Origin of the sequence: Kitasatospora sp. NBC_00458, from assembly GCF_036013975.1 — a bacterium.
GTDB lineage: Bacteria > Actinomycetota > Actinomycetes > Streptomycetales > Streptomycetaceae > Kitasatospora.
On sequence record NZ_CP107904.1, the window covers coordinates 6,955,661 to 6,974,613 of the forward strand.

Annotated in this window: 11 protein-coding genes; 5 read left to right on the top strand and 6 right to left on the bottom strand. The window is 74.5% G+C overall.

Features of this window, described 5'->3' with window-relative positions; translation table 11 throughout:
* Window positions 1-93: 93 nt before the first annotated feature.
* The 4 genes from OG550_RS28350 to OG550_RS28365 all read right to left on the bottom strand — a co-directional run bounded on the left by OG550_RS28350 (window position 94) and on the right by OG550_RS28365 (window position 7,473).
* A complete protein-coding gene (locus OG550_RS28350) occupies window positions 94-2,736 on the bottom strand; it encodes a TIR-like protein FxsC (RefSeq protein WP_327682243.1) in 2,643 nt (880 codons plus the stop codon).
* A 221-nt stretch (window positions 2,737-2,957) separates the two neighbouring features.
* Window positions 2,958-3,953 carry an AAA family ATPase gene (locus OG550_RS28355; RefSeq protein ID WP_327682245.1) on the bottom strand — a complete coding sequence of 332 codons (996 nt, stop codon included), beginning with the start codon at window positions 3,951-3,953 and terminating at the stop codon, window positions 2,958-2,960.
* Complete coding sequence (locus tag OG550_RS28360) at window positions 3,950-6,313, bottom strand: VMAP-C domain-containing protein (protein WP_327682247.1); 2,364 nt, start codon at window positions 6,311-6,313, stop codon at window positions 3,950-3,952. The genes OG550_RS28355 and OG550_RS28360 overlap by 4 nt, the downstream gene beginning before the upstream one ends.
* Complete coding sequence (locus tag OG550_RS28365; RefSeq protein WP_327682249.1) at window positions 6,301-7,473, bottom strand: hypothetical protein; 1,173 nt, start codon at window positions 7,471-7,473, stop codon at window positions 6,301-6,303. Before OG550_RS28365 ends, OG550_RS28360 begins: the two co-directional genes overlap by 13 nt.
* 426 nt (window positions 7,474-7,899) lie before the next feature.
* Between OG550_RS28365 and OG550_RS28370 the strand changes: the two genes are divergently transcribed.
* Window positions 7,900-8,913, top strand: a complete 1,014-nt coding sequence (locus OG550_RS28370; RefSeq protein ID WP_327682251.1) for a serine protein kinase RIO — start codon at window positions 7,900-7,902, stop codon at window positions 8,911-8,913.
* A gap of 130 nt (window positions 8,914-9,043) precedes the next feature.
* Here OG550_RS28370 and OG550_RS28375 read toward each other — a convergent pair whose 3' ends face one another.
* Window positions 9,044-9,598: a hypothetical protein gene (locus OG550_RS28375; protein WP_327682253.1), complete on the bottom strand. Its 555-nt coding sequence runs from the start codon at window positions 9,596-9,598 to the stop codon at window positions 9,044-9,046.
* A gap of 219 nt (window positions 9,599-9,817) precedes the next feature.
* Window positions 9,818-11,137: a serine hydrolase domain-containing protein gene (locus tag OG550_RS28380; RefSeq protein ID WP_327682255.1), complete on the bottom strand. Its 1,320-nt coding sequence runs from the start codon at window positions 11,135-11,137 to the stop codon at window positions 9,818-9,820.
* A 424-nt stretch (window positions 11,138-11,561) separates the two neighbouring features.
* Between OG550_RS28380 and OG550_RS28385 the strand changes: the two genes are divergently transcribed.
* The 4 genes from OG550_RS28385 (at window position 11,562) to OG550_RS28400 (ending at window position 18,929) form a co-directional block, all read left to right on the top strand.
* Window positions 11,562-11,897, top strand: a complete 336-nt coding sequence (locus tag OG550_RS28385) for a CU044_2847 family protein (protein WP_327682257.1) — start codon at window positions 11,562-11,564, stop codon at window positions 11,895-11,897.
* Window positions 11,898-11,914: 17 nt separating this feature from the next.
* Entirely contained in the window at window positions 11,915-16,087 is a 4,173-nt protein-coding gene (locus OG550_RS28390; RefSeq protein ID WP_327684210.1) for a trypsin-like serine protease, read from the top strand.
* 697 nt (window positions 16,088-16,784) lie between these two features.
* The gene (locus tag OG550_RS28395; protein WP_442906187.1) at window positions 16,785-18,026 is read left to right on the top strand and encodes a family 2 encapsulin nanocompartment cargo protein terpene cyclase; all 1,242 of its coding nucleotides are present in this window, start codon (window positions 16,785-16,787) and stop codon (window positions 18,024-18,026) included.
* Between the two features lie 15 nt (window positions 18,027-18,041).
* Entirely contained in the window at window positions 18,042-18,929 is an 888-nt protein-coding gene (locus OG550_RS28400; RefSeq protein WP_327682261.1) for a geranyl diphosphate 2-C-methyltransferase, read from the top strand.
* The last annotated feature ends 24 nt before the right edge of the window (window positions 18,930-18,953 follow it).

Consider the following 18,953-nt stretch of genomic DNA (forward strand, 5'->3'; position numbering starts at 1 on the left):
CCGGTCGGGGGACAGCGACGGTGGGAGCGCCGATGTCCGGGCGGGGCACGCCCTCGGCGGCGCGCTGTTCGCGGTGCGGCGGGCGAGTCGGCGTCAGGTGTGGCCGTCCGGGTTGAGCAGCGCGGAGGAGGTCTCGGCCGGATCGTCCGCTTCCTCCGGGAGGAAGGCGGGGATCTGCGGGCGCCGCGCCGGAACGGCCGGTCCGGGCATCGCCGGGTCGGCCTCCGCGCCGCCCGGACCGGGGTCGGCACGCTCGCCCGCGTCCCCCCAGTCGAAGTTGTCGTCCATGAGTTTGTTCCGGGCGACCGTCACCATGACGGTGAGGACGTCGTCGAAGTCCTCGGAGTTCACCCCGACCCGGAACAGCTGCTCCGGGTCGCTCCGGCGCAGCCAGCTCCGGCGGAACACGCCGCGCACGGCGGCCCAGAGGGCGTCGTGTTCGGGCCCTGAGGCCGGGTCGTCGGTGCCGGTGGGGATCAGCACTCCGGTGACGGGGTGGTTCTGGTCGTCGTACTCGCGCAGGGCGGAGCGGTAGCGTTCGCTGTCGGCCGCCCACGGGTCCACCAGCAGGATGCTGACCTGGTTGTCCTCGCGGGCCTGGTCGAGGCGTTCGCCGAGGTCCGGGCCGATCTCGTCCATGATGGTGGTGTGCCCGGCGGCGGTGAGCAGCTGCTGGGCGCGGACCACCAGGGACGGGTTGCGCGGCGGGTGGTAGGGGGCCCAGTGCCAGGGCTTGGCGCCGTACCAGCCGCCCGTGCGCGAGCCGATCTCCGCGGTGGTGTCGGGGGCCCGCCCGGCCGCGACGAAGAGCCGGACCATCCCGGCCGTGGGGGCGGAGCGCACCGGGGGTGTCACCGGGAAGTAGCCGCGGACGGCGCCGAGGTCGAAGTCGGGCAGTTCGGTGAGCCGGCGGCCGGCGGCGCCCAGGATCCGCTCGGCGACCACCCGGACGACCTGCCGGTACTCGGCGCCGAGCGGGTCGGTGTGCAGCAGGTCGCGCAGGCCGGAGCGGACGTAGGTCTCGCCCATGCCCTGCTGGACGTACTGGGTCGTCAGGACCTCGTAGGGCAGCGCGTCGGGCAGGGACTTCCAGAGCACCGGGATGAGCGCCGGGACGGCGTCGCCGGTCAGCTCCTCGTGCCGGCGGACCCGGCCGCGGAAGGCCGTCCACTCCTTGCCGCAGTAGAGGCTGGCGAAGTAGGCCGGGGAGTAGAGCGCCACCATGGTGCGGCAGCGGGCCAGCATCCGGGCCAGCTGCTGCTCCCAGTTGTCGCCGATGCGGAGCCGTTCGGTGTCCCGGAAGACGAGCTCCTCCGGTGGGATGTCGGGTGCGAGTCGGCCGAGTTCGTCTCTCAGGTCGTGGAAGAACTGGTTGAGGGCGACCTCCGACGCCAGGTGGTCCTGGCGTGCGTAGCTGAAAAAGAGGAGTGGACGCCGCTCTGATCCACCCGCGTCGGCGACGCCGGTCCTGGGGACGGGACGGCTGCTCCTCCGCGGTCCGACCGGGGGGACCGTCGGCGCGGACTGCCCCCGGGTCCGTGGGGTGCCCGGAAGTGCGGAGTCCGCCTCACGGCCGGCGGGAACCTGCGGGTCCGCCACACCCAGGGCGCGGCGCAGCGGTTCGGGTGCCCAGGCCAGCGGGGCGGAGCCGCTCGCGGTGGGCGGCGCGAGCCACGCGGGGAAGCGGGGGGAGCGGCCGGCCAGGGTGCGCAGCTGCTCCGTGATGTGGCGGGCGCAGGCGAAGTGCTCCGAGAGCGGGATGACGCCGAGCAGGGCGTTCCGGGCTTCGGGGTCGAGGACGAAGGTGCCGGGTCGGCCGTCGGTCGTCGGGGTGAGCAGGCCGGCGACGGCCAGTTCGGTGATCTGGGCGAGGTCGGTGCCGCCGTTCACGTAGGAGTTGACCAGCTGCATGACCGGGATGATCAGGTCGTCCCGAGCGGCGAGGTGCGTCGCCAGCAGGTGTGCCTCGGGGGAGAGTTGGGGGACGGCCTGCTGCCAGGACGGGGGGACGGTGTGGAGACCGGTCCGGAGCCGGAGTGTGCGGTTGCCGGGCGCACCGGCGACGGCTCGGGCCCAGTCGGAGAGTGCCGCGGGGAGGAGGGCGACCACCGGAGGAGGGAGGAGCCGGTCCAACGGCGCCGTGGTGTCCGCCGGTTCGGCGTTCAGACCGGTCTGGGGCCAGAGCCTCAGCGGTAGTGCGTGGACCAGGGCGGCGGGTCCGTGGGCGGTCCGGTGCCGGGACAGCGGACCCCGTCCGGTGTCCCACCAGTCCGGTCCGAGTCCGTCGCTCATGAGCAGCACCATGGTCCGGCCGTCGGCCGGGCCGGTTCCGGGGAGACGATCCGACGGGCGGTCCGTCCGGTACCGGCGGGTCTGCCTGAAGACGCCGGTGCGGCGGAGCAGGGAGTAGAGCTCGTCCGCGGTGCGCTCCCACAGTTCGGGCCGGCCGGAGACGTCGACGACGAAGGCCAGCCGCAGCCACGGTTCGGGCGCGGCGCGAAGTACGGGATGGAGCACGCCGCTCTGCGCGACGGCGTTCGCGGTGGCGGCTTCGTCGAGTTCGGTGAGCTCCCGGCCGGGAGCACGGCGCTTGAGCGGGCGCAGTGCCCGGCCGAGGGCGCGTGCGTGCGGCAGCGAGCGGGGGGAGGGCAGCGCGACCTCCTGCGCGGGCGCGGAACCCGCGGTCGCCGGTGAACCGGGTCTCGCTCGCGGGTCGGTGGCGTGGAGGGCGGGCACCGGTTGCCGCGGGCCGTGGACGGATTCCTCGTCGGGTGCGCCTGCCGGTCCGAGCGGAGGGTGACCCGGGTCGGCGGCAGCGGATCGCTCGCGGTGACGTACGAGTGGCGCGGCCGTTCCCGTGGGAATGCGCCGGGCCAGCCAGAGGGCGTCGCGCAGGGTTTCGGCGTCCAGGCCCGGGGACATCGTGGTCAGGGCCCGCCGCAAGGCCTCGTACACGGTCAGCCCGTGCCGTTGAGGGGGTGGAGGATCGCGTTGAGGAGTTCCCGTTCGTTGAGGTCCACGCCGCCGGTGCGGAGGTGGACGGCGTTGAGGATCTGGTCGGTGGCCAGGTCCTGGGTGTCGCGAAGGCGGAGGAACTCGGCGATGAGCCGCTCGATCTCGGCGAGGTCGGAGTCGGGCAGGTGCGCCCGGACGATCTCGCGCAGCTGGTCGCCGTCCGGCCGGGGCAGCTCCAGGGGGATGCAGCGGCGCAGGAAGGCGGGCGGGAAGTCCTGTTCGCCGTTGCTCGTGATGACGACGACGGGGAACTGGCTGCACTGGACGGTGCCGTCCTCGACCGTCGCGAACCCGCCGCTGTCGCTGGTGCGGACTCGGACGACGGGCACGCTGTCGGCGATCCGCGCGAGCTCGGGGATGTCGAACCAGCCGTCCTCGAACACCGTCAGCAGGTCGCCGGCGAGGTCGAGGTCGCCCTTGTCGAGCTCGTCGACGAGGAGCATGCGCGGGCGGGGCGACGGCACGAGGGCGGTACCCAGCGGGCCCAGCCGGACGAACCGGCCGATCGCCGCGTCGGGCGTGTCGTCCGGTCCCGCGGTGTGGGGAAGGCCGCGCTCCTGGAGCCGGCCGATCGCGTCGAAGTGGTAGAGCGCTGACTGGAGCGTGGAGCGGCTGTTGACCGGCCAGTGCAGGACCGGGCCCAGACCGAGTTCGCGGGCGACGGCGTAGGCCAGCGTCGACTTCCCGGTACCCGGGGGGCCTGTGACCAGGAGCGGACGGCGGAGGTGGATCGCCGCGTTGACGATGTCGAGGTGCGCCTCGTCACGGAAGACGTAGCGGGCACCGCGCTCCGGGACGGGGCCCGCGTGGTGGGCGCCGCCGGTGAAGGTGCGCCAGGGCGGCGGTTCGGGCAGCGGCGGACGTCCGGCCTCGCCGGTGCCCCGGTAGACCCGCCACTCGTCCGGTCCGGCGGTCTCGGGCTGGTTGTGGTCGGTCACTGCTGACTCTCGCTCTCCTGGTGGCTGACGGATCCCGGCTCGTGGCGCGTCCGGCGCGTCTGGCGGGGCAGGGGGCGGTCCGGCGGCTCCCACAGCACGGCGAAGGCGACGTCGGTGGGGAGGCAACGGTGATTGCGCAGCCGGGCGGGTAGCCGTTCCAGGTCTCCGGCCGGTTCGAGCGGGTCGAAGGCGGTGCGGGGGAGCGCACCGGTCGCGTTCCGGGCCCAGATGACCACGGGGTAGCCCCGCTCGTGCGCCGTCCGGACGAGGCGTGAACGCTCGGCGGGGCCGGAGGCGACGACGGCGCGGGCCGCGTTGTGGTGCATGGTGAGGTGGCGGTAGGCGAGATCGTTCTCGGCCTCCTCGTCGCCGAGGACGATCAGGTCGGCGTTCCCGGACGTCCACCGGTGGGTCCGGTCGCCGGTGAGATCGGTGCTGGTGGCGAAGCGGAGGACGACGGGGTGTTCGACGCCGAGGATGCCGGGGTTCGGGTTCGGGCTTCCGGGCCGTTCGGCGCGCCAGTCGTCGATCGGGAGGTGGCTCTCACCCGGCTGCAGCACGACCTCGACGATCTGCTCGGCGTCGGAGCGGTTGCCGTTGAGTTGTCGGGCGGCGGCCAGGATCCGCCGGACCACCTCCTGCTCCGTGCACGGTGCGTCGGGATGCGTCGAGTGGAGGGACATGTCGCCGTCGCCGGTGTCGACCCAGACCCAGCACAGGTAGCGGCTCCGGTCGCGCCCGACGCCGTCGTACGGCTCCAGTTCCGCGACGACCCGGGTCGGCCGGCTCCTCGGCCCGGTTTCGCGCACCCAGTGGCGGGCGGTGACGCGGAGGGTGTCGAGCGCGTCGGCGGAGACCCCGCGGAGGGCTGTCACGTCGTGGGCCCAGGCGTTCAGCCGGGCGTCCGCCGAGGGGTCGGCGGCGGTGAGCTCCCGCAGGTGTTCGACGAACCACACCACGTACGGGATGCCCGGCCGATCGTTCCGCCCGCCGTCCGGTCCGGCCGGTGCGCCCGCCGGTGCGCCCGCCGGTGCGCCCAGCCGGTCGAAGTGGTCGACCGCGGCGAACAGCAGCGCGCGGTCGTCCGTTCGTCCGGGCGCTTCCTGCCGCCCCAGCAGCCCGGCGGGCTGGGTCCGTTTGGCACAGCTGCGGATCTGTTGTGCCGTCGGTGTCGTCGAGCCCGTGAGAACGGAACGGAGCTCGTCGTACTCGCGGGGTGAGAGAACGAGTGGCGTGAGGTACTGGGAGAGGATCCAGGTGAGTCCGCCGAGTCTTCTGGCATCGCCCGGACTCACCCGGCCCGTGAACTCGACGAGAGCGGCGAGCCCCCGCGGCTCGCCGAGTAGTACCTCGGCCAGGGCGAGAGCGGATTCGCCGGGGGCGGGAGGCCGTCTGCCGAAGACCGTGGCCAGATCCCGGGCGCACGGAACGAGGTTCTGGCCGGGGAGTGCGTGGATCAGGGCCTGGACGACGACACGGGCAGCCTCCGGGTCCACCGGCGGGGCGTCGCGGAGGGTGCGGAGGAGTTGGTCGCCCCTCCAGTCCTGGGTCCACACGGACACCGGAGTCTGGTCGCCCGGCCGCCCGGCGCCGCCGGCCAGGAGGCGCCCCAACTCCCGGCTGAGGGAATCGAGATCGGGCATCAGGCGGTTGTGGCCCGGTCGGCGCAGCCACTGGAGCAGGGCACCCGAGAAGACGCCGCGGCCGAGCGCCTCGCGGGCGGACTGCCCGGGCGCGGCGGCGCAGGCCGCGAACTGGCAGACGTCGTCGCGCCGGACCGACCCGAGCGGGTAGACGGTCGGCCCGGGCTGGCCCTGGTAGGCCTCGGTGTACACGGCGCAGGTGTCGACCAGGTAGATCTGGTGGCCGATCCGCCACAGCTCCGGGTCGCTGGTCAGTTCGAGGAGCTCCGTGAGGTCGATGCACGTCGGGTTGGTGTCGGTGCTCTCCGGGAGGAGGAGCAGCCGCCGTCCGCCGTTCTCCATGACGCCGTGACCGGCCCAGTAGACGTAGAGCAGGTCTCCGCGCCGGCTCCCCTGGGAACGGAGGAAGCCGAGCAGCCGGGACCAGTCGTGGCGGCCGAGTTCGAGCGGTTCGATGCTGAGGCCACGGGCGTCCGCCGTCGCCTTGGCCCGGTTGGACTCGGTCGGAGCGAGCCAGAGCGAGACGTTCTCGGGTGGCACGCCGAGACCGCGCAGCCAGGCACAGAAGTCCACGGCGTCCGCGGCCGGTCCGTCGAGCGGGTGCTCCGGGTAGTCCTCGATGCCGACCACGACCGCGTGGACGGCCGATGGGTCGGGATCGGGGCCGGGGTGCTTCGGGCAGCCGGGGGCCGAGGCGGTCGGGCCTAGACCGACCATGCGGAGATGGCCTCCCACACCTGGGGGTTGCCCCAGTAGGCGGAGTGGGACGAGGGGAAGGGCTGGCGGTTGTCCACTGCGGTGTCGGTGGCGAACCCGGGGAAGACGGGGGCGGCGGTGAAGGAGAGCAGGTCTCGCGGATCGTAGATGTTGAGCCAGCGCGGACGGAAGTGCTCAGGCGGCGGGGAGGTGCGGTCGAGCGAGACCAGCGCGCCGATCTCGTAGAAGTGGGCTGCCTGACTGCCCACCGTGACCAGTTGGTCGACCCGCGGCAGGTCCTCCTGGATCAGCAGGTCGACGGTCGCCACCCCGCCCAGGCTGTGCGCGATGACCGTGACACGCTCACCCGGAGCGTCCTCGACGGTCCGCCTGATCAGGTCGCGAACGCCCTTGCCCCGGGCCTGGTAGCGCAGGATGTCACCGAGGAACGGCATCGAGGTGTCGCCGATCCGGCCACGTCGACGGGTCACCAACGAGGTGAGACCCAGCAGTACGGGTGCGGACGCCTTGCGCAGGAGGCCCCTCGCGGACCGGCCGTCGGTCGCGAGTTCGGCGCCGAGCAGCGCCATCAGGTCGTCCCGGGCACGACCGTCCACGGTGTCCAGGCCGTCCTCGGCCGCTGCTGCCAGGGTGTACGCGAGCACAGCGCGGGCGGTGGCCCGGCGCTGCTCGTCGCCGGTCCGGTCGGCGGTGCGGGCCGCGTCGCGCAGCTCCGGTCGCGTCCGGAGTTCGGCCAGGGCCTCCTCGAAGTAGGGCAGCAACTCCTTGTCGGCCAGCGCGTCCCGCAACTCCGGGCCGGGGGCGTAGTCCCGGATCGTGCGGAGGAAGACGGCCGACGGGGGTTCGCCGGCCCGCATCAGGCCGCCCTGCGGCGGCGGGAGCAGGGTGAGCAGCCGCAACTCGTGCCACGGGTCGTTGTACAGCACGCCCCAGGCGGCGATCTCGTCGTCGCCGGTCCGGCCGCCTCCGGTCCCGTCGTAGTCGGGCACCGACAGACCGCCCAGGGCCATCGACGAGCCCATCGCCTCGCCCCAGAAGCACCCGCGGATCGGAACGTCGGGCCGGATCCCCGCCACGCCGTCGCTGACCGACTTGAACGTCCGGGTGTACGACCGCGCCCGCACGCCGGTGCCGTGCACGAAGACGATCGATCGGTCCATGTGCTCCCCCGCTTCGGCACCTCGTCGAACGGCCGTCGGCCCACTGGGTGTTGCGCTTGGATTGTAGGGCGCCGGAGGTCGACCCGGGGGTGCAATCGGCAACCGGGCGGCCGCCGGCCGAAGGGGCCGCGGGACGCGGGCTGCCGGTTCGACTTCGAGAACCCCGAGCACCGCTGAGCGGGGCCGGTCGGGGGCGGGGAATTAAATCGGTTGCGCCGGCGGGGAGGGCGGCTAGGGTGATCCCTGTTCTCGCCGATGCGGTGCGAGGACCCGACGAAGAGGAGGTGTGTCCGGATGGTTGCCGCCGTCACGCGGCGCGCCTTGGTGTGCGCGCCATACGCCTTCCTCGTACGTCCTTTCCCCACCGACTGACAGCGCGCCGTACCGGCCGCGCCCCGGTGGGTCGTCTCCTCAGGAGCCACCGCAGTGCGCGAGCGTTTTTCCGACAGTGATTCCTTCTCCCGTATCCGCCCCAAGGGCGGGGCCCGGCGTGGTCGCCGGTCCGAGGGGCTGGACGGGTTCGAGGACTTCGAGCCCGAGTACTTCCCCGCCGGGACGGCCGGGTCCTCCGGGTTCTCCGAGTCCTCCGGGTTCTCCGAGGGCCTCGAAGGCCTCGACGAGTTCGCCCTCGTGTCCCGGCCCCCCGCCGACGGTCCGGCGGAGGGCGACCGCTGGTCCACCTGGGACCAGTCCACCCCCACCGAGAAGGGGCCCGAGCCGCGCCCCGACTGGGTGGTGACCGAGCTCGCGGCCGTCGACACCGAGCTCGGGATCGTCAAGACCGGCAAGGAGGCCGACGTCTTCCTGCTGGAGCGCGGTGTCCCCGGCACCGGGCGGCGCACCCTGATGGCCGCCAAGCGCTACCGGGACGCCCAGCACCGGATGTTCCACCGCGACTCCGGCTACCTGGAGGGCCGTCAGCACAAGGAGTCCCGGGTCTCCCGGGCGATGGCCAAGCGCACCGCGTTCGGCAAGGAGGCGATCGCCGGCCAGTGGGCGGCGGCCGAGTTCTCGGCGCTCAGCCGGCTCTGGACCGCCGGGGTGGCCGTCCCCTACCCCGTGCAGATCACGGGGACCGAGATCCTGATGGAGTTCGTCGGCGACGAGGCCGGTACGGCCGCGCCCCGGCTCGCCCAACTCCGCGCGGAGGAGGCCGACATCGAGGACCTGTGGGGGCAGCTCGGCCACAGCCTGTCGCTGCTGGCGGCCGACGGCTACGCGCACGGCGACCTCTCCGCCTACAACATCCTCGTCCACCACGGGCGGCTGGTGATCATCGACGTCCCGCAGATCGTGGACGTCATCGCCAACCCGCGCGGGCTGTCGTTCCTGGAGCGGGACGTGCGCAACGTCGGTGCCTGGTTCGTCTCCCGCGGCCTGCGCGAGGGGCGCGTCGAGGAGCTGGTCGACTCGCTCGCCCGGGACACCCGGCGGCGGTAGGCCCTCTCCTCCGGATCTCGCCGGGCGTGCGCCGCCGGGCCCGGCCGCCGAACCGTCGGCGGAGGGCCCCGGCGGGCGCGGCGGCACCCGTCACCGGCGGGTGCACCGGCGGTGACGGGTGCCGCCCGGCTCACAGGAGTTCCTGGGCGGCGAGCGACGCGCCCGCCGCGCCGCAGGCCCCGCCCAGGACCCCGCAGGCCACGCCGCAGAGCTCGTCCCCGACGAGGACGCCGAGGACGCCGCCGACGACGTCCGAGGCGACCACCGCCCCCTGGGAGGCCTTGAGCGCGACCGCCTCCGGGCCGGCCTCCTCCGTGCGCCGGAGGAAGCCGAGGCTGCTGGCCGAGGCGATCGAGGCGATCACCACCGCGTACGGGTGCGCGCCGGAGGTCCTGAAGTGCTCCAGCAGGCCGTCGACCCCCTCGGACTTCTCCCGGGGTGACGCCTCCGAGCGGATCAGGCGCAGCAGGTCCAGCAGTTGCTGCAGCTCCGTGTCGGTCAGCCGTCCCCGCCCGTGCAGGGTGGCGAGTTCCGCCTCGCCCCTGGCCACCAGCTGGTCCAGCGAGAGCCTCAGGAGCTCGGGGACCACCCGCAGGACCTCCGTGTGCGCTTCCCCGGCGTGGAGCGCCAGCTCCCGGATCGGGATGTCGGCATCGGGGTCGCTCGGCCAGCTGGCGTCGGTCATGGCGGTCCGCTTCTTCTCGGGTGGGGGCGTTGCTCGGGGTGGGGAGCGCGGCTTGGGGTGGGGAGCGCGGCTTGGGCGGGTGCGCGTTCGGCGGCGAAGCCCGGCCCACCGCCGTGCCGTGCTGGGATTATGGCGCCGCCGGCGCGGCCCCCCCGGGCGCCTCCCGCACGCCGTCACCCGGGTGGACGGTAAGTCACATCACCGCACGTCGGCGGCCCGTCAGCGGCCGCCGCAGAACGCCGTCTCCAGGAACCCCTTCATCGCGGCGAGTTGGGCCGCCTCGTCCTTCTCGTCGCCGCGCCCCGTGTAGGAGAGCGCGACCTGGCGGTCGGCGGTGCCCCAGAGCTGGGTGTCGTAGCCGAAGATGCCGCCGTTGTGCCCGAGCACCGGTCCGCAGGAGAGCTGGTACCGGGCCAGGCCGAGGCCGTAGTCGAGCTCGTGCGACCCGGGATCGGTCTGCACCGTGGAGGTCATCTCCCGCATCAGCCACGGCGGCAGCAACCGTCCGCCGAGCAGGGCCCGTTCGAAGCGCGCCAGGTCGTCCGTGGTGGAGATCAGCTCGCCGGCGGCGCCCGCCCAGGAGGGGTTGTGCTCGGTGACGTCGACGTACGTCTTGCGGACCGGCCCGGCCTCGTCGACGATCGTCCAGTACCCGTGGGCGTGCGGGCCGGGGATCGCGCTCGCGGTGCCGGGGAACAGGCTGCCGGCCATCCCGAGCGGCCCCAGGATGCGCCGGGTGACCTCCTGGCCGTACTCGCGCCCGGTGGCCTTCTCGATCAGCAGGCCGAGCAGCGCGTAGTTGGTGTTGGAGTACCGCCACTCGGCGCCTGGTGGGAAGTACGGCGGGTGCGCGGCGGAGACCGCGACCAGCCGGCGTGCGGTGACGGTGCGCTGCAGTCCGCCGTCGGCGACCCAGGCGCGGAAGACCGCCGGGTCGAACAGTTCGGGGAAGATCCCGTCGCTCTCGTTGGTCGGATCCCACAGGCCCGAGGTGTGGTTCAGGAGTTGGCGCACCGTGATGCCCGCCCCGTTCGGGACGAGGCCCGGCAGGTGCTTCTCCACGGAGTCGTCCAGGCCGACGCGGCGCTCGCCGACCAGTTGGAGCACGGTGGTGGCGACGAGCACCTTGGTCACGCTGCCGGCCCGGAACCGGCCGTCGGCGCGTACGGGCGAGCCGGTCGCCAGGTCGGCCACCCCCGAGGCACCCCGCCAGACCCCGCCGCGGTCGCGGATCTCGGCGATCGCGGACACCGCCCCGGCCTCGGTCAGCGCCGCCAGGGCCTTCCGCCGCTGCCCGGCGGCGGCCCGGCCGGCCTGGTCGGCGGGTTCGGCTGATTCGGTGGGTTCGGGAGCGAGGAAGGGTTCGGCCGGGCCTGAGGCCGGACCCGAGGCCGGACCGGAGTCCTCGCCGGGGGCCGGTGCGCCCGCGGTCGGGGCGGGCACGGGTGCGGGCACGGGTGCGGCGAATGCGGGAGCCGCGGAGGCGGCGAGGGCGAGGCCGACCACGGCGGCCACGATGGGGGCAAGGCGGTGTTTCACGGGTTCCTCCCCGGATGCGGGCGGACCGCGTCCGCCTCGGGTCCCAGCCTTCCGGCCGCCTGCGGCGCGATCGTCGCTCTGACTGAGGAGGCGGGTCTCGGCCCCTGGAGGTACGCGTGTACGCCGCCCGAAGGAGACGGCCCCGCAGGCCCGTTGGTCCCGCACCGTCCGCCCGGCCCCTCCCGCCCAGCCCCTCCCGCACCGCCTCCCGCGGCGCCCGTCGTGGCGCCCGCCCGTCGCGCCGCCCGGTGGCGGGGGCGGCAGCGGGGGCCGGGGCACCGCCGCCCGGCGCCGACTCCCGTACGGCGCGCACGCGTTCCGCCCCCGCCGGTCGGACCGTTCGCGCCGCCCGCAGGGGGCGGTGGCCGTACGATGGGGCCCGCGAGTTCGGCCCGTCCTGGCGGGGGAGACGGAAGGCTTCAGTGTGCCAACACACGTGATCACGTACGAGGTCGACGACGAGACCGTGGTCGGCTTCGAGGTGGAGGCGACGGACGCGTTCCACCCGGTCGGGGCGACCGAGGTGGCCGGACGGGTGCGGGAGGCCGTCGGGCCGGCCGTGGAGGCGGCGCGGGCGGTGCTCGCGCAGGTGGCCTCGATGGGGCCGGACGAGGTCGAGCTGAAGTTCGGCATCAAGGTGAACGGGACCGCCAACTGGCTGGTCGCCAGGGCGGCGACCGAGGCCAACTTCGAGGTGACGCTCACCTGGAAGCCGCGCGGGGAGGCGACCGGGGGCTCCGCCCCGGGCCCCGGGGAGTGACCGGGTCCGGGCCGGCGGTGCGGCGGCCGGGCTCGGGGAACTGGGTGGCCTCCGTCCACCTGGCCCAGCGGGGCGGCGCGATCGGCTCCGGGTTCCTGATCGACGAACGGCGGGTGCTGACCTGCGCGCACGTCACGAGGCCCAAGGGGCGGCCCGCCGAGGAACTCTGGGTGGCGTTCCCCAAGCTGCCCGACCTGATGGTGCGCCGGGTGAAGGTGGCCGAGGTCGTGCTGCCCGACCCGGACGTCCTGGACGGCACGCAGGCCGACGTCGCGGTGCTGGTCCTGAGCGAGCCCGTGCCCGCCTACGCGGCGGCCCGCCTGCGCCGGCCGACCCCGGACGACCTGGTGGGCCAGGCCTGGTGGTCGTTCGGCTTCCCGCACGGCCAGGTGCTCGGCAACTCGGCGGACGGGTCCGTCGGCGAGGCGCTGGCCTTCGGCTGGGTCCGGTTGGACACCGGCTCCCGCTACCCCGTGCAGCCCGGCTTCAGCGGGTCCGCGCTCTGGTCGCCCGAGTACGACGCGGTGGTGGGCATCGTCGGCCAGGCGAACGGCGGCAACGGGGACGCCCAGGCGATCACCCTGTGGATGGCCGACCTCTGCCTGCCCGAGCAGAAGCTGGGCGTCCTCGCGAGCTGGTCCGCGGAGGCCGCCGGGGACGGCGCCCTCGCCGCATGGGGCTGGACCCTGGACCGCGACCCGGAGGCGCGCCGCCACTGGCGCCCGCGCGCCCGGGGCGTCAGCACCGACGCGGAGCGCGGCTTCCGCTTCCGCGGCCGCAGCACCGCCCTCAACGAGATCGTCTACTGGCTGCACGAGGGCGCCGAGCGGCAGGCCCTCGTGGTGACCGGCTCCCCGGGCGTCGGGAAGTCGGCCGTCCTCGGACGGATCGTCACCACCGCCGACGCCGACGTCGTGGCGACCCTCCCGCCCGAGGACGACGCCGTCCGCGCCCGGGTGGGTTCGGTCGCCTGCGCCGTCCACGCGAAGGGGAAGACCGCCATGGCGGTCGCCGAGGAGATCGCCCGCGGTGCGTCGGCCGCCCTGCCGGCCGCCCCGCAGGACCTGGCGCTAGTGCTGCGGGACGCCCTGATGGCCCGCCGGCCCCCGCACTTCAACGTGGTGATCGACGCCCTCGACGAGGCCGCCACCCCCGCCGACGCCCGGGCCGTGATCACCGGCATCGTCCAGCCCCTGGTGGAGACCTGCAGCGACCTGGGCGTCCGGGTGGTCCTCGGCAGCCGCCGCCGGGACAACGGCGGCGGCCTGCTCTCCGTGTTCGGGACGGCGATGCGGGTCATCGACCTGGACACCGCCACCTACTTCTCCGAGGCGGACCTCGCCGCGTACGCCCTGGCCACGCTGCAGCTGGCCGGCGACGAACGGCCCGACAGCCCCTACCGGGACGAGGCGGTGGCCGGCCCGGTCGCCCACCGGATCGCCGCCCTCTCGGAGCAGAACTTCCTGATCGCCGGGCTGGTCGCCCGCACCCACGGCATGGCCGACCGGACGCCGGTCGCCCCCCGCGACGTCGCCTTCACCCCCACCGTCGACGCGGCCCTGCGCGAGTACCTGAAGCTGCTGCCGCCGGTCGACGGCGTCCCCGCCTGGGACGCGATGACCGCGCTGGCCTACGCGGAGGCGCCGGGCGTGCCGCTCGCACTGTGGCGCGCGGCCATCCGGGCGCTGTTCGGGGTGGCGGTGCCGGAGGACGCGCTGCGGGCCTTCGCCCGCTCCTCGGCCGCCAACTTCCTGGTGGAGACGATGGCCGCCGAGCCCGGTGACGCCGGCGGCCGGATCCTCCGGCTCTTCCACCAGGCCCTCGACGACGCCCTGCTCGGCGCCCGCGCCGACCTGGACATGACCGCCGCCGACGAGGGGAAGATCGCCCGGGCGCTCACCGAGCTGGGCCGGGCCACGGCGTGGACGGGCTGCCCCGACTACCTGCTGGCCGCCCTGCCCGGCCACGCGGCCAGGGGCGGAGTGCTGGACGACCTGCTGCTCGACGACTCCTACCTGCTCCGCGCCGACCTCGGCCGGATCATCCCGCTGGCCGGGGCGACCCCGGCCGGGTCCGCCGCGATGCCGAGGTCGCTGCTGCTGCGCAAGACCCCGCGCGCGATCCACGCCGGCCCGGCGGCCCGGGCGGCGCTGTTCAGCGTCACCGCGGCCCGGGACGGCCTCGCCGGGGGCGAGTTCGCCGCCGAGGCGCCGTACCGGGGGGTGTGGGCCGCGGTGACCGCCCGGCAGGAGGACACCGTCCTGGAGGGCCACCAGGGCACGGTCGCCCTGGTCTGCGAAGTCCCGGTGGGGGAGCGGTCGTTGATGGCGGCCGTCGACGACCGGGCGGTCCGGGTCTGGGACCCGACCTCGGGCGACCTGCTGCGCACCCTGCCCGGGGACGCCCGGTCGGTGCTGGCGGTGTGCGCGGTGCCGACCGGGCACGGCACGGTCCTCGCGACGGCGGGCGCCGACCACCTGGTGCGGCTCTGGGACCCGCTCACCGGGCAGCTCGTCCGGACCCTGGCGGAGCACACCGGCGCCGTGCGCCACCTCTGCCACGTCCGGCTGGGCGAGCGCGACCTGCTGGTCAGCGCGGGGGACGACGTCACCGTGCGGCTGTGGGACCCGGTGAGCGGCCAGAACCTGCAGACCCTGCACGACCACGCCGGACCCCTGGCGGCCGTCGCACCGGAGGCGCCCGCCGGGGGCTACGACATCATCGTCGCCCGCGGACCCGGTATGGGCGGGGCACGGAGCCTGCGGCTCTGGGGCGTGGTCCCGGCGGCCGACGGGCGGGCCGGTGACGCGGCCTCGGGAGGCCCGCCGGTCCGGTACTTCCCGGGCAGCCGTGACGAGACGACGGCGGACACCCTGGCGGCCGATCCCGGAGGCCGGTTCGTCGCCGAGCCGGCCGGCGCGGACGTCCGGCTCTGGAACCTGCGGACCGGGCGGCCGGGGACGGCCCTGGAAGGGCACCGGGCCCGGGTGCTCGCGGTCTGCGCGGTGCCGGTCCCGGGGGACCCGCTGGTGGCCGGTGCCGGATCGGACGGGACGATCCGGGTCTGGGAGACCGGGACGGGCCTGGCCCGCCGGGTGCTCCGCGGCCACACCTCCGCCGTCCGGACCGTCTGCGCGGTCTCGGTCGGCCACCGGGTGATGCTGGCGAGCGGCGGCGACGACGGCACGGTCCGGATCTGGGACCCCTCGGCCGACGGGCCGGAGGGCGCGGACGGCGGCCCGTCGGGTCGGGACGCCGCCCCCACCGGGGGCGGGGCCGTGGCCGTGGTCCGGGTCGGCGGGCGGACCGTCCTGGCCCACGCGGGCACACCGACGGGCCTGGTCCTGTGGGGCCTCGACACGGGCCGGGAGGTCACCCGGCACCCGCCGCCCCCGCCGACCGTCGTCGACCTGCACCAGCTGGGGGAGAACGGCGAGGTGTGCCTCGTCGGCGGCGGCTCCGGAGGCGTCCGGCTGTGGGACCCGGGGAGCGGCCGGACGGAGGTCCTGGGGACCGGCCCCGAGACGGCCCCGCCGACGGCCGTCTGCGGCCTGCGCCCCGCGGGACGCACGGTGCTCGCGGTCGGCCACGACAGCGGCGCGATCACCTTCATCGCCCGGGACACCGGCCGGCTGCTCCCCAGCCGGCACCGTCACACCCGCTCGGTGAGCGCGCTGCGCGAGGTGCGGGTGAACGACTTCGTCATGCTCGCCAGCGCCTCCGCGGACCACACCGTCCGGCTCTGGGGCGCGGCGGCGGGGGACCCGCTGCAGACGCTCCGCGGGCACGAGGGCGCGGTCACCTCGCTGGCCGAGCTGCCGGGCTTCGGACCACAGGGGGTGCTGCTCGCGAGCGGGTCCGCGGACCTCAGCGTCCGGCTCTGGGACCCGGTCTCCGGCGACCACCTGGCGACGCTGAACGGCCACAGCGGTCCGGTCACCGCGCTGAGCACCGTCCGGGTCGGGCGGGAGACCGTGCTGGCCAGCGCGAGCACCGACCGGACCGTCCGGGTCTGGTCGCCCCGGGCGGGGCAGCTGCTCGCCGAGATACCGGTGTACTCGCCGGCGATGGCGCTCGCGGCGGACGGGGACGTCCTCGTGGTCAGCCTGGCGGACGGCCTGCTCGCCCTCCGGCTGGCGCCCGCCCTGCTGCCCGGGCACGACCGTCGGGGCGTGGCCGCCGGGGCGTGACCGGCGGGGTGGGAGGGGCCGGTGGTGACGGTGTGGCTCTCCGCAGCCGGGCATGACCGGCTCCGGACGCGGTCCCGGCGGGGCGCGGAGAATCGAACGCGAGGATGGGTCGTATCGAACTCCGGGTCGATTCCGGTCGAACGCACTCTCGTCCGTCGGGCTGGTGTGTGTATCACGATAGGCATCGGTTTCGGGTGAATTGGCCCCCGGTCGCCCGATGGGCCGAACGGGTCGGCCCCCCGGGGGCCGGGATCCCGCCTGGCGTGCCGGAAAACCGTTCCCGCGCGGGCCGGGTCGGCGACGGGTCATGAGCGGGACGTCGTCGGCGCGCTTCAAACATGGAAGGCGGAGACGTTCACCCGATCGGGTGTAGAAGATCGTTCGGCTCGTTCCAGACCTGCCACCCCGCCTACCTTTGGGAAGCGAGCGGGACGGGTCCGCTTGAGGAGATCCCGTTCCCGGCGGACCGCCTGACGGTCCATCACCACCTGAAGTCCTTCTCGGAGGGAGACTCCCCCATGCCCCTGGGCACCAGGCCGGAGACCTCGCGGGCGCTGCGGCGCCCGCAGGCCGGTCCCACCGCGGCCGCGCGAGGCGTGCCGGCGAACGTGCAAGCGGAAGCGGTGCGGTCGTGAGCTCCGCGGCCCTGGACCGGATCCTCCGCGGTCCCAGCGGCCTGGGCACGGCGGGCCTGTACCTGCCGCCGCGCGGGGAGTCGCCCGATGCGCCGGCCGGCGGACCCGGGGCGCCGGGCGGAACACCCGCCGAGGCGGCGGACGCCGCTCCGGCGGCGGTGGGTGCGACCGCGGCGGTGGCGACGGCCCCTGCGCTGGGCGCGATCCCCACGGCGGGCGCGGTCCCCGGGGTCGGCACGATCCCCGGGCCCGGTGCGATCCCCGCGGCCGGCCCGGTCGTCGTGGCGGAGGCGGCCCCGGTGGCGGACGGTGGACCCCCCGAGGCCGGCGACCCCATCCCGGGCCTGTACTGGCACCCGGTGCCGGAGCCCGACCCCGAGCGGGTGGCGGAGGTCAGCCGCCGCATCAAGTCCTGGGCGGTGGACGAGGTCCAGCTCTACCCGCCGGAGTGGGAGGACCAGTTCGACGGCTTCTCGGTGGGCCGCTACATGGTCGGCTGCCACCCGGACGCCCCCGACATCGACCACCTGATGGTCGCGACGCGGCTCATGGTCGCCGAGAACGTCGTCGACGACTGCTACTGCGAGGACCACGGCGGCTCGCCCGTCGGCCTCGGCGGGCGCCTCCTGCTCGCCCACACCGCCCTCGACCCGCTGCACACCACGCAGGCGTACGGGCCGGACTGGGCGGAGTCCCTCGGGTCGGACGCCCCCCGGCGCGCCTACCGCTCCGCGATGGAGTACTTCAACGCCGCGGCCACCCCGGCCCAGGCGGACCGGTTCCGGCACGACATGGCCCGGCTCCACCTCGGCTACCTCGCCGAGGCCGCGTGGTCCGAGACCGACTACGTCCCGGAGGTGTGGGAGTACCTGGCGATGCGCCAGTTCAACAACTTCCGCCCCTGCCCGACCATCACGGACACCGTCGGCGGCTACGAGCTGCCCGCCGACCTCCACGCCCAGCCCGCCGTGCAACGGGTCATCGCGCTGGCCTCCAACGCCACCACGATCGTCAACGACCTGTACTCCTACACCAAGGAACTCGCCAGCCCCGGCCGGCACCTGAACCTGCCCGTGGTGATCGCCGAACGCGAGGGCGGCTCCGAACGCGACGCCTACCTGAAGGCCGTCGAGGTCCACAACGAGCTCATGCACGCCTTCGAGGCGGAGGCGGCCGCCCTGGCCGCCGCCTGCCCGGTGCCGACCCTGGTGCGCTTCCTGCGCGGCGTCGCCGTCTGGGTCGACGGCAACCACAACTGGCACCAGACCAACACCTACCGCTACAGCCTGCCTGATTTCTGGTAAGCAAGGAGCTGACCAATGACCACGACCGACATCACCACCCCCCTCAACGGCGCCGCCACCGTCCCCGGGCCGGCCACCCCCTACCAGGGTGACATCGCCCGCTACTGGGACCACGAGGCACGGCCCGTCAACCTCCGCCTCGGCGACGTCGACGGTCTCTACCACCACCACTACGGCATCGGCGACGTCGACCACTCCGCGCTGGGCGAGCCGGGCGACAGCGAGCGCGAGAAGAAGGTCATCGCCGAGCTCCACCGGCTGGAGTCCGCACAGACCGGTGTGCTGCTGGACAACCTCGGCGACATCGACGCCTCCCACACGCTCGTCGACGCCGGCTGCGGCCGCGGCGGCTCCATGGTGATGGCCCACCAGCGCTTCGGCGCCAAGGTCGAGGGCGTCACCCTCTCCGCCAAGCAGGCCGACTTCGGCAACCGGCGGGCCAAGGAACTGGGCATCGGGGACTCGGTCCGCGCCCGCGTCTGCAACATGCTCGCCACGCCGTTCGACACCGGCTCGGTCCGAGCGTCCTGGAACAACGAGTCCAGCATGTACGTCGACCTGCACGACCTGTTCGCCGAGCACTCCCGCATCCTGTCGGTGGGCGGCCGGTACGTGACCATCACGGGCTGCTGGAACCCGATCTACGGCCAGCCGTCGAAGTACGTGTCGCAGATCAACGCGCACTTCGAGTGCAACATCCACTCCCGCCGCGAGTACCTGCGCGCGATGGCCGACAACCGGCTGGTGCCGTCCGCCGTCATCGACCTGACCCCGGCCACCCTGCCCTACTGGGAGCTGCGGGCCACCGCGTCCTCGCTGGTCACCGGCATCGAGGAGGCGTTCATCAACTCCTACAAGGACGGCTCCTTCCAGTACGTCCTGATCGCCGCCGACCGCGTCTGACGCGCGTCCGCCCTCCACGCCGCC

Bases quoted from the DNA above. Each gene is read 5' to 3' on its own strand.
- OG550_RS28360 (WP_327682247.1), bottom strand. From the start codon at position 6,313: ATGGTCGGTCTAGGCCCGACCGCCTCGGCCCCCGGCTGCCCGAAGCAC.
- OG550_RS28365 (WP_327682249.1), bottom strand. From the start codon at position 7,473: ATGGACCGATCGATCGTCTTCGTGCACGGCACCGGCGTGCGGGCGCGG.
- OG550_RS28375 (WP_327682253.1), bottom strand. From the start codon at position 9,598: ATGACCGACGCCAGCTGGCCGAGCGACCCCGATGCCGACATCCCGATC.
- OG550_RS28400 (WP_327682261.1), top strand. From the start codon at position 18,042: ATGACCACGACCGACATCACCACCCCCCTCAACGGCGCCGCCACCGTC.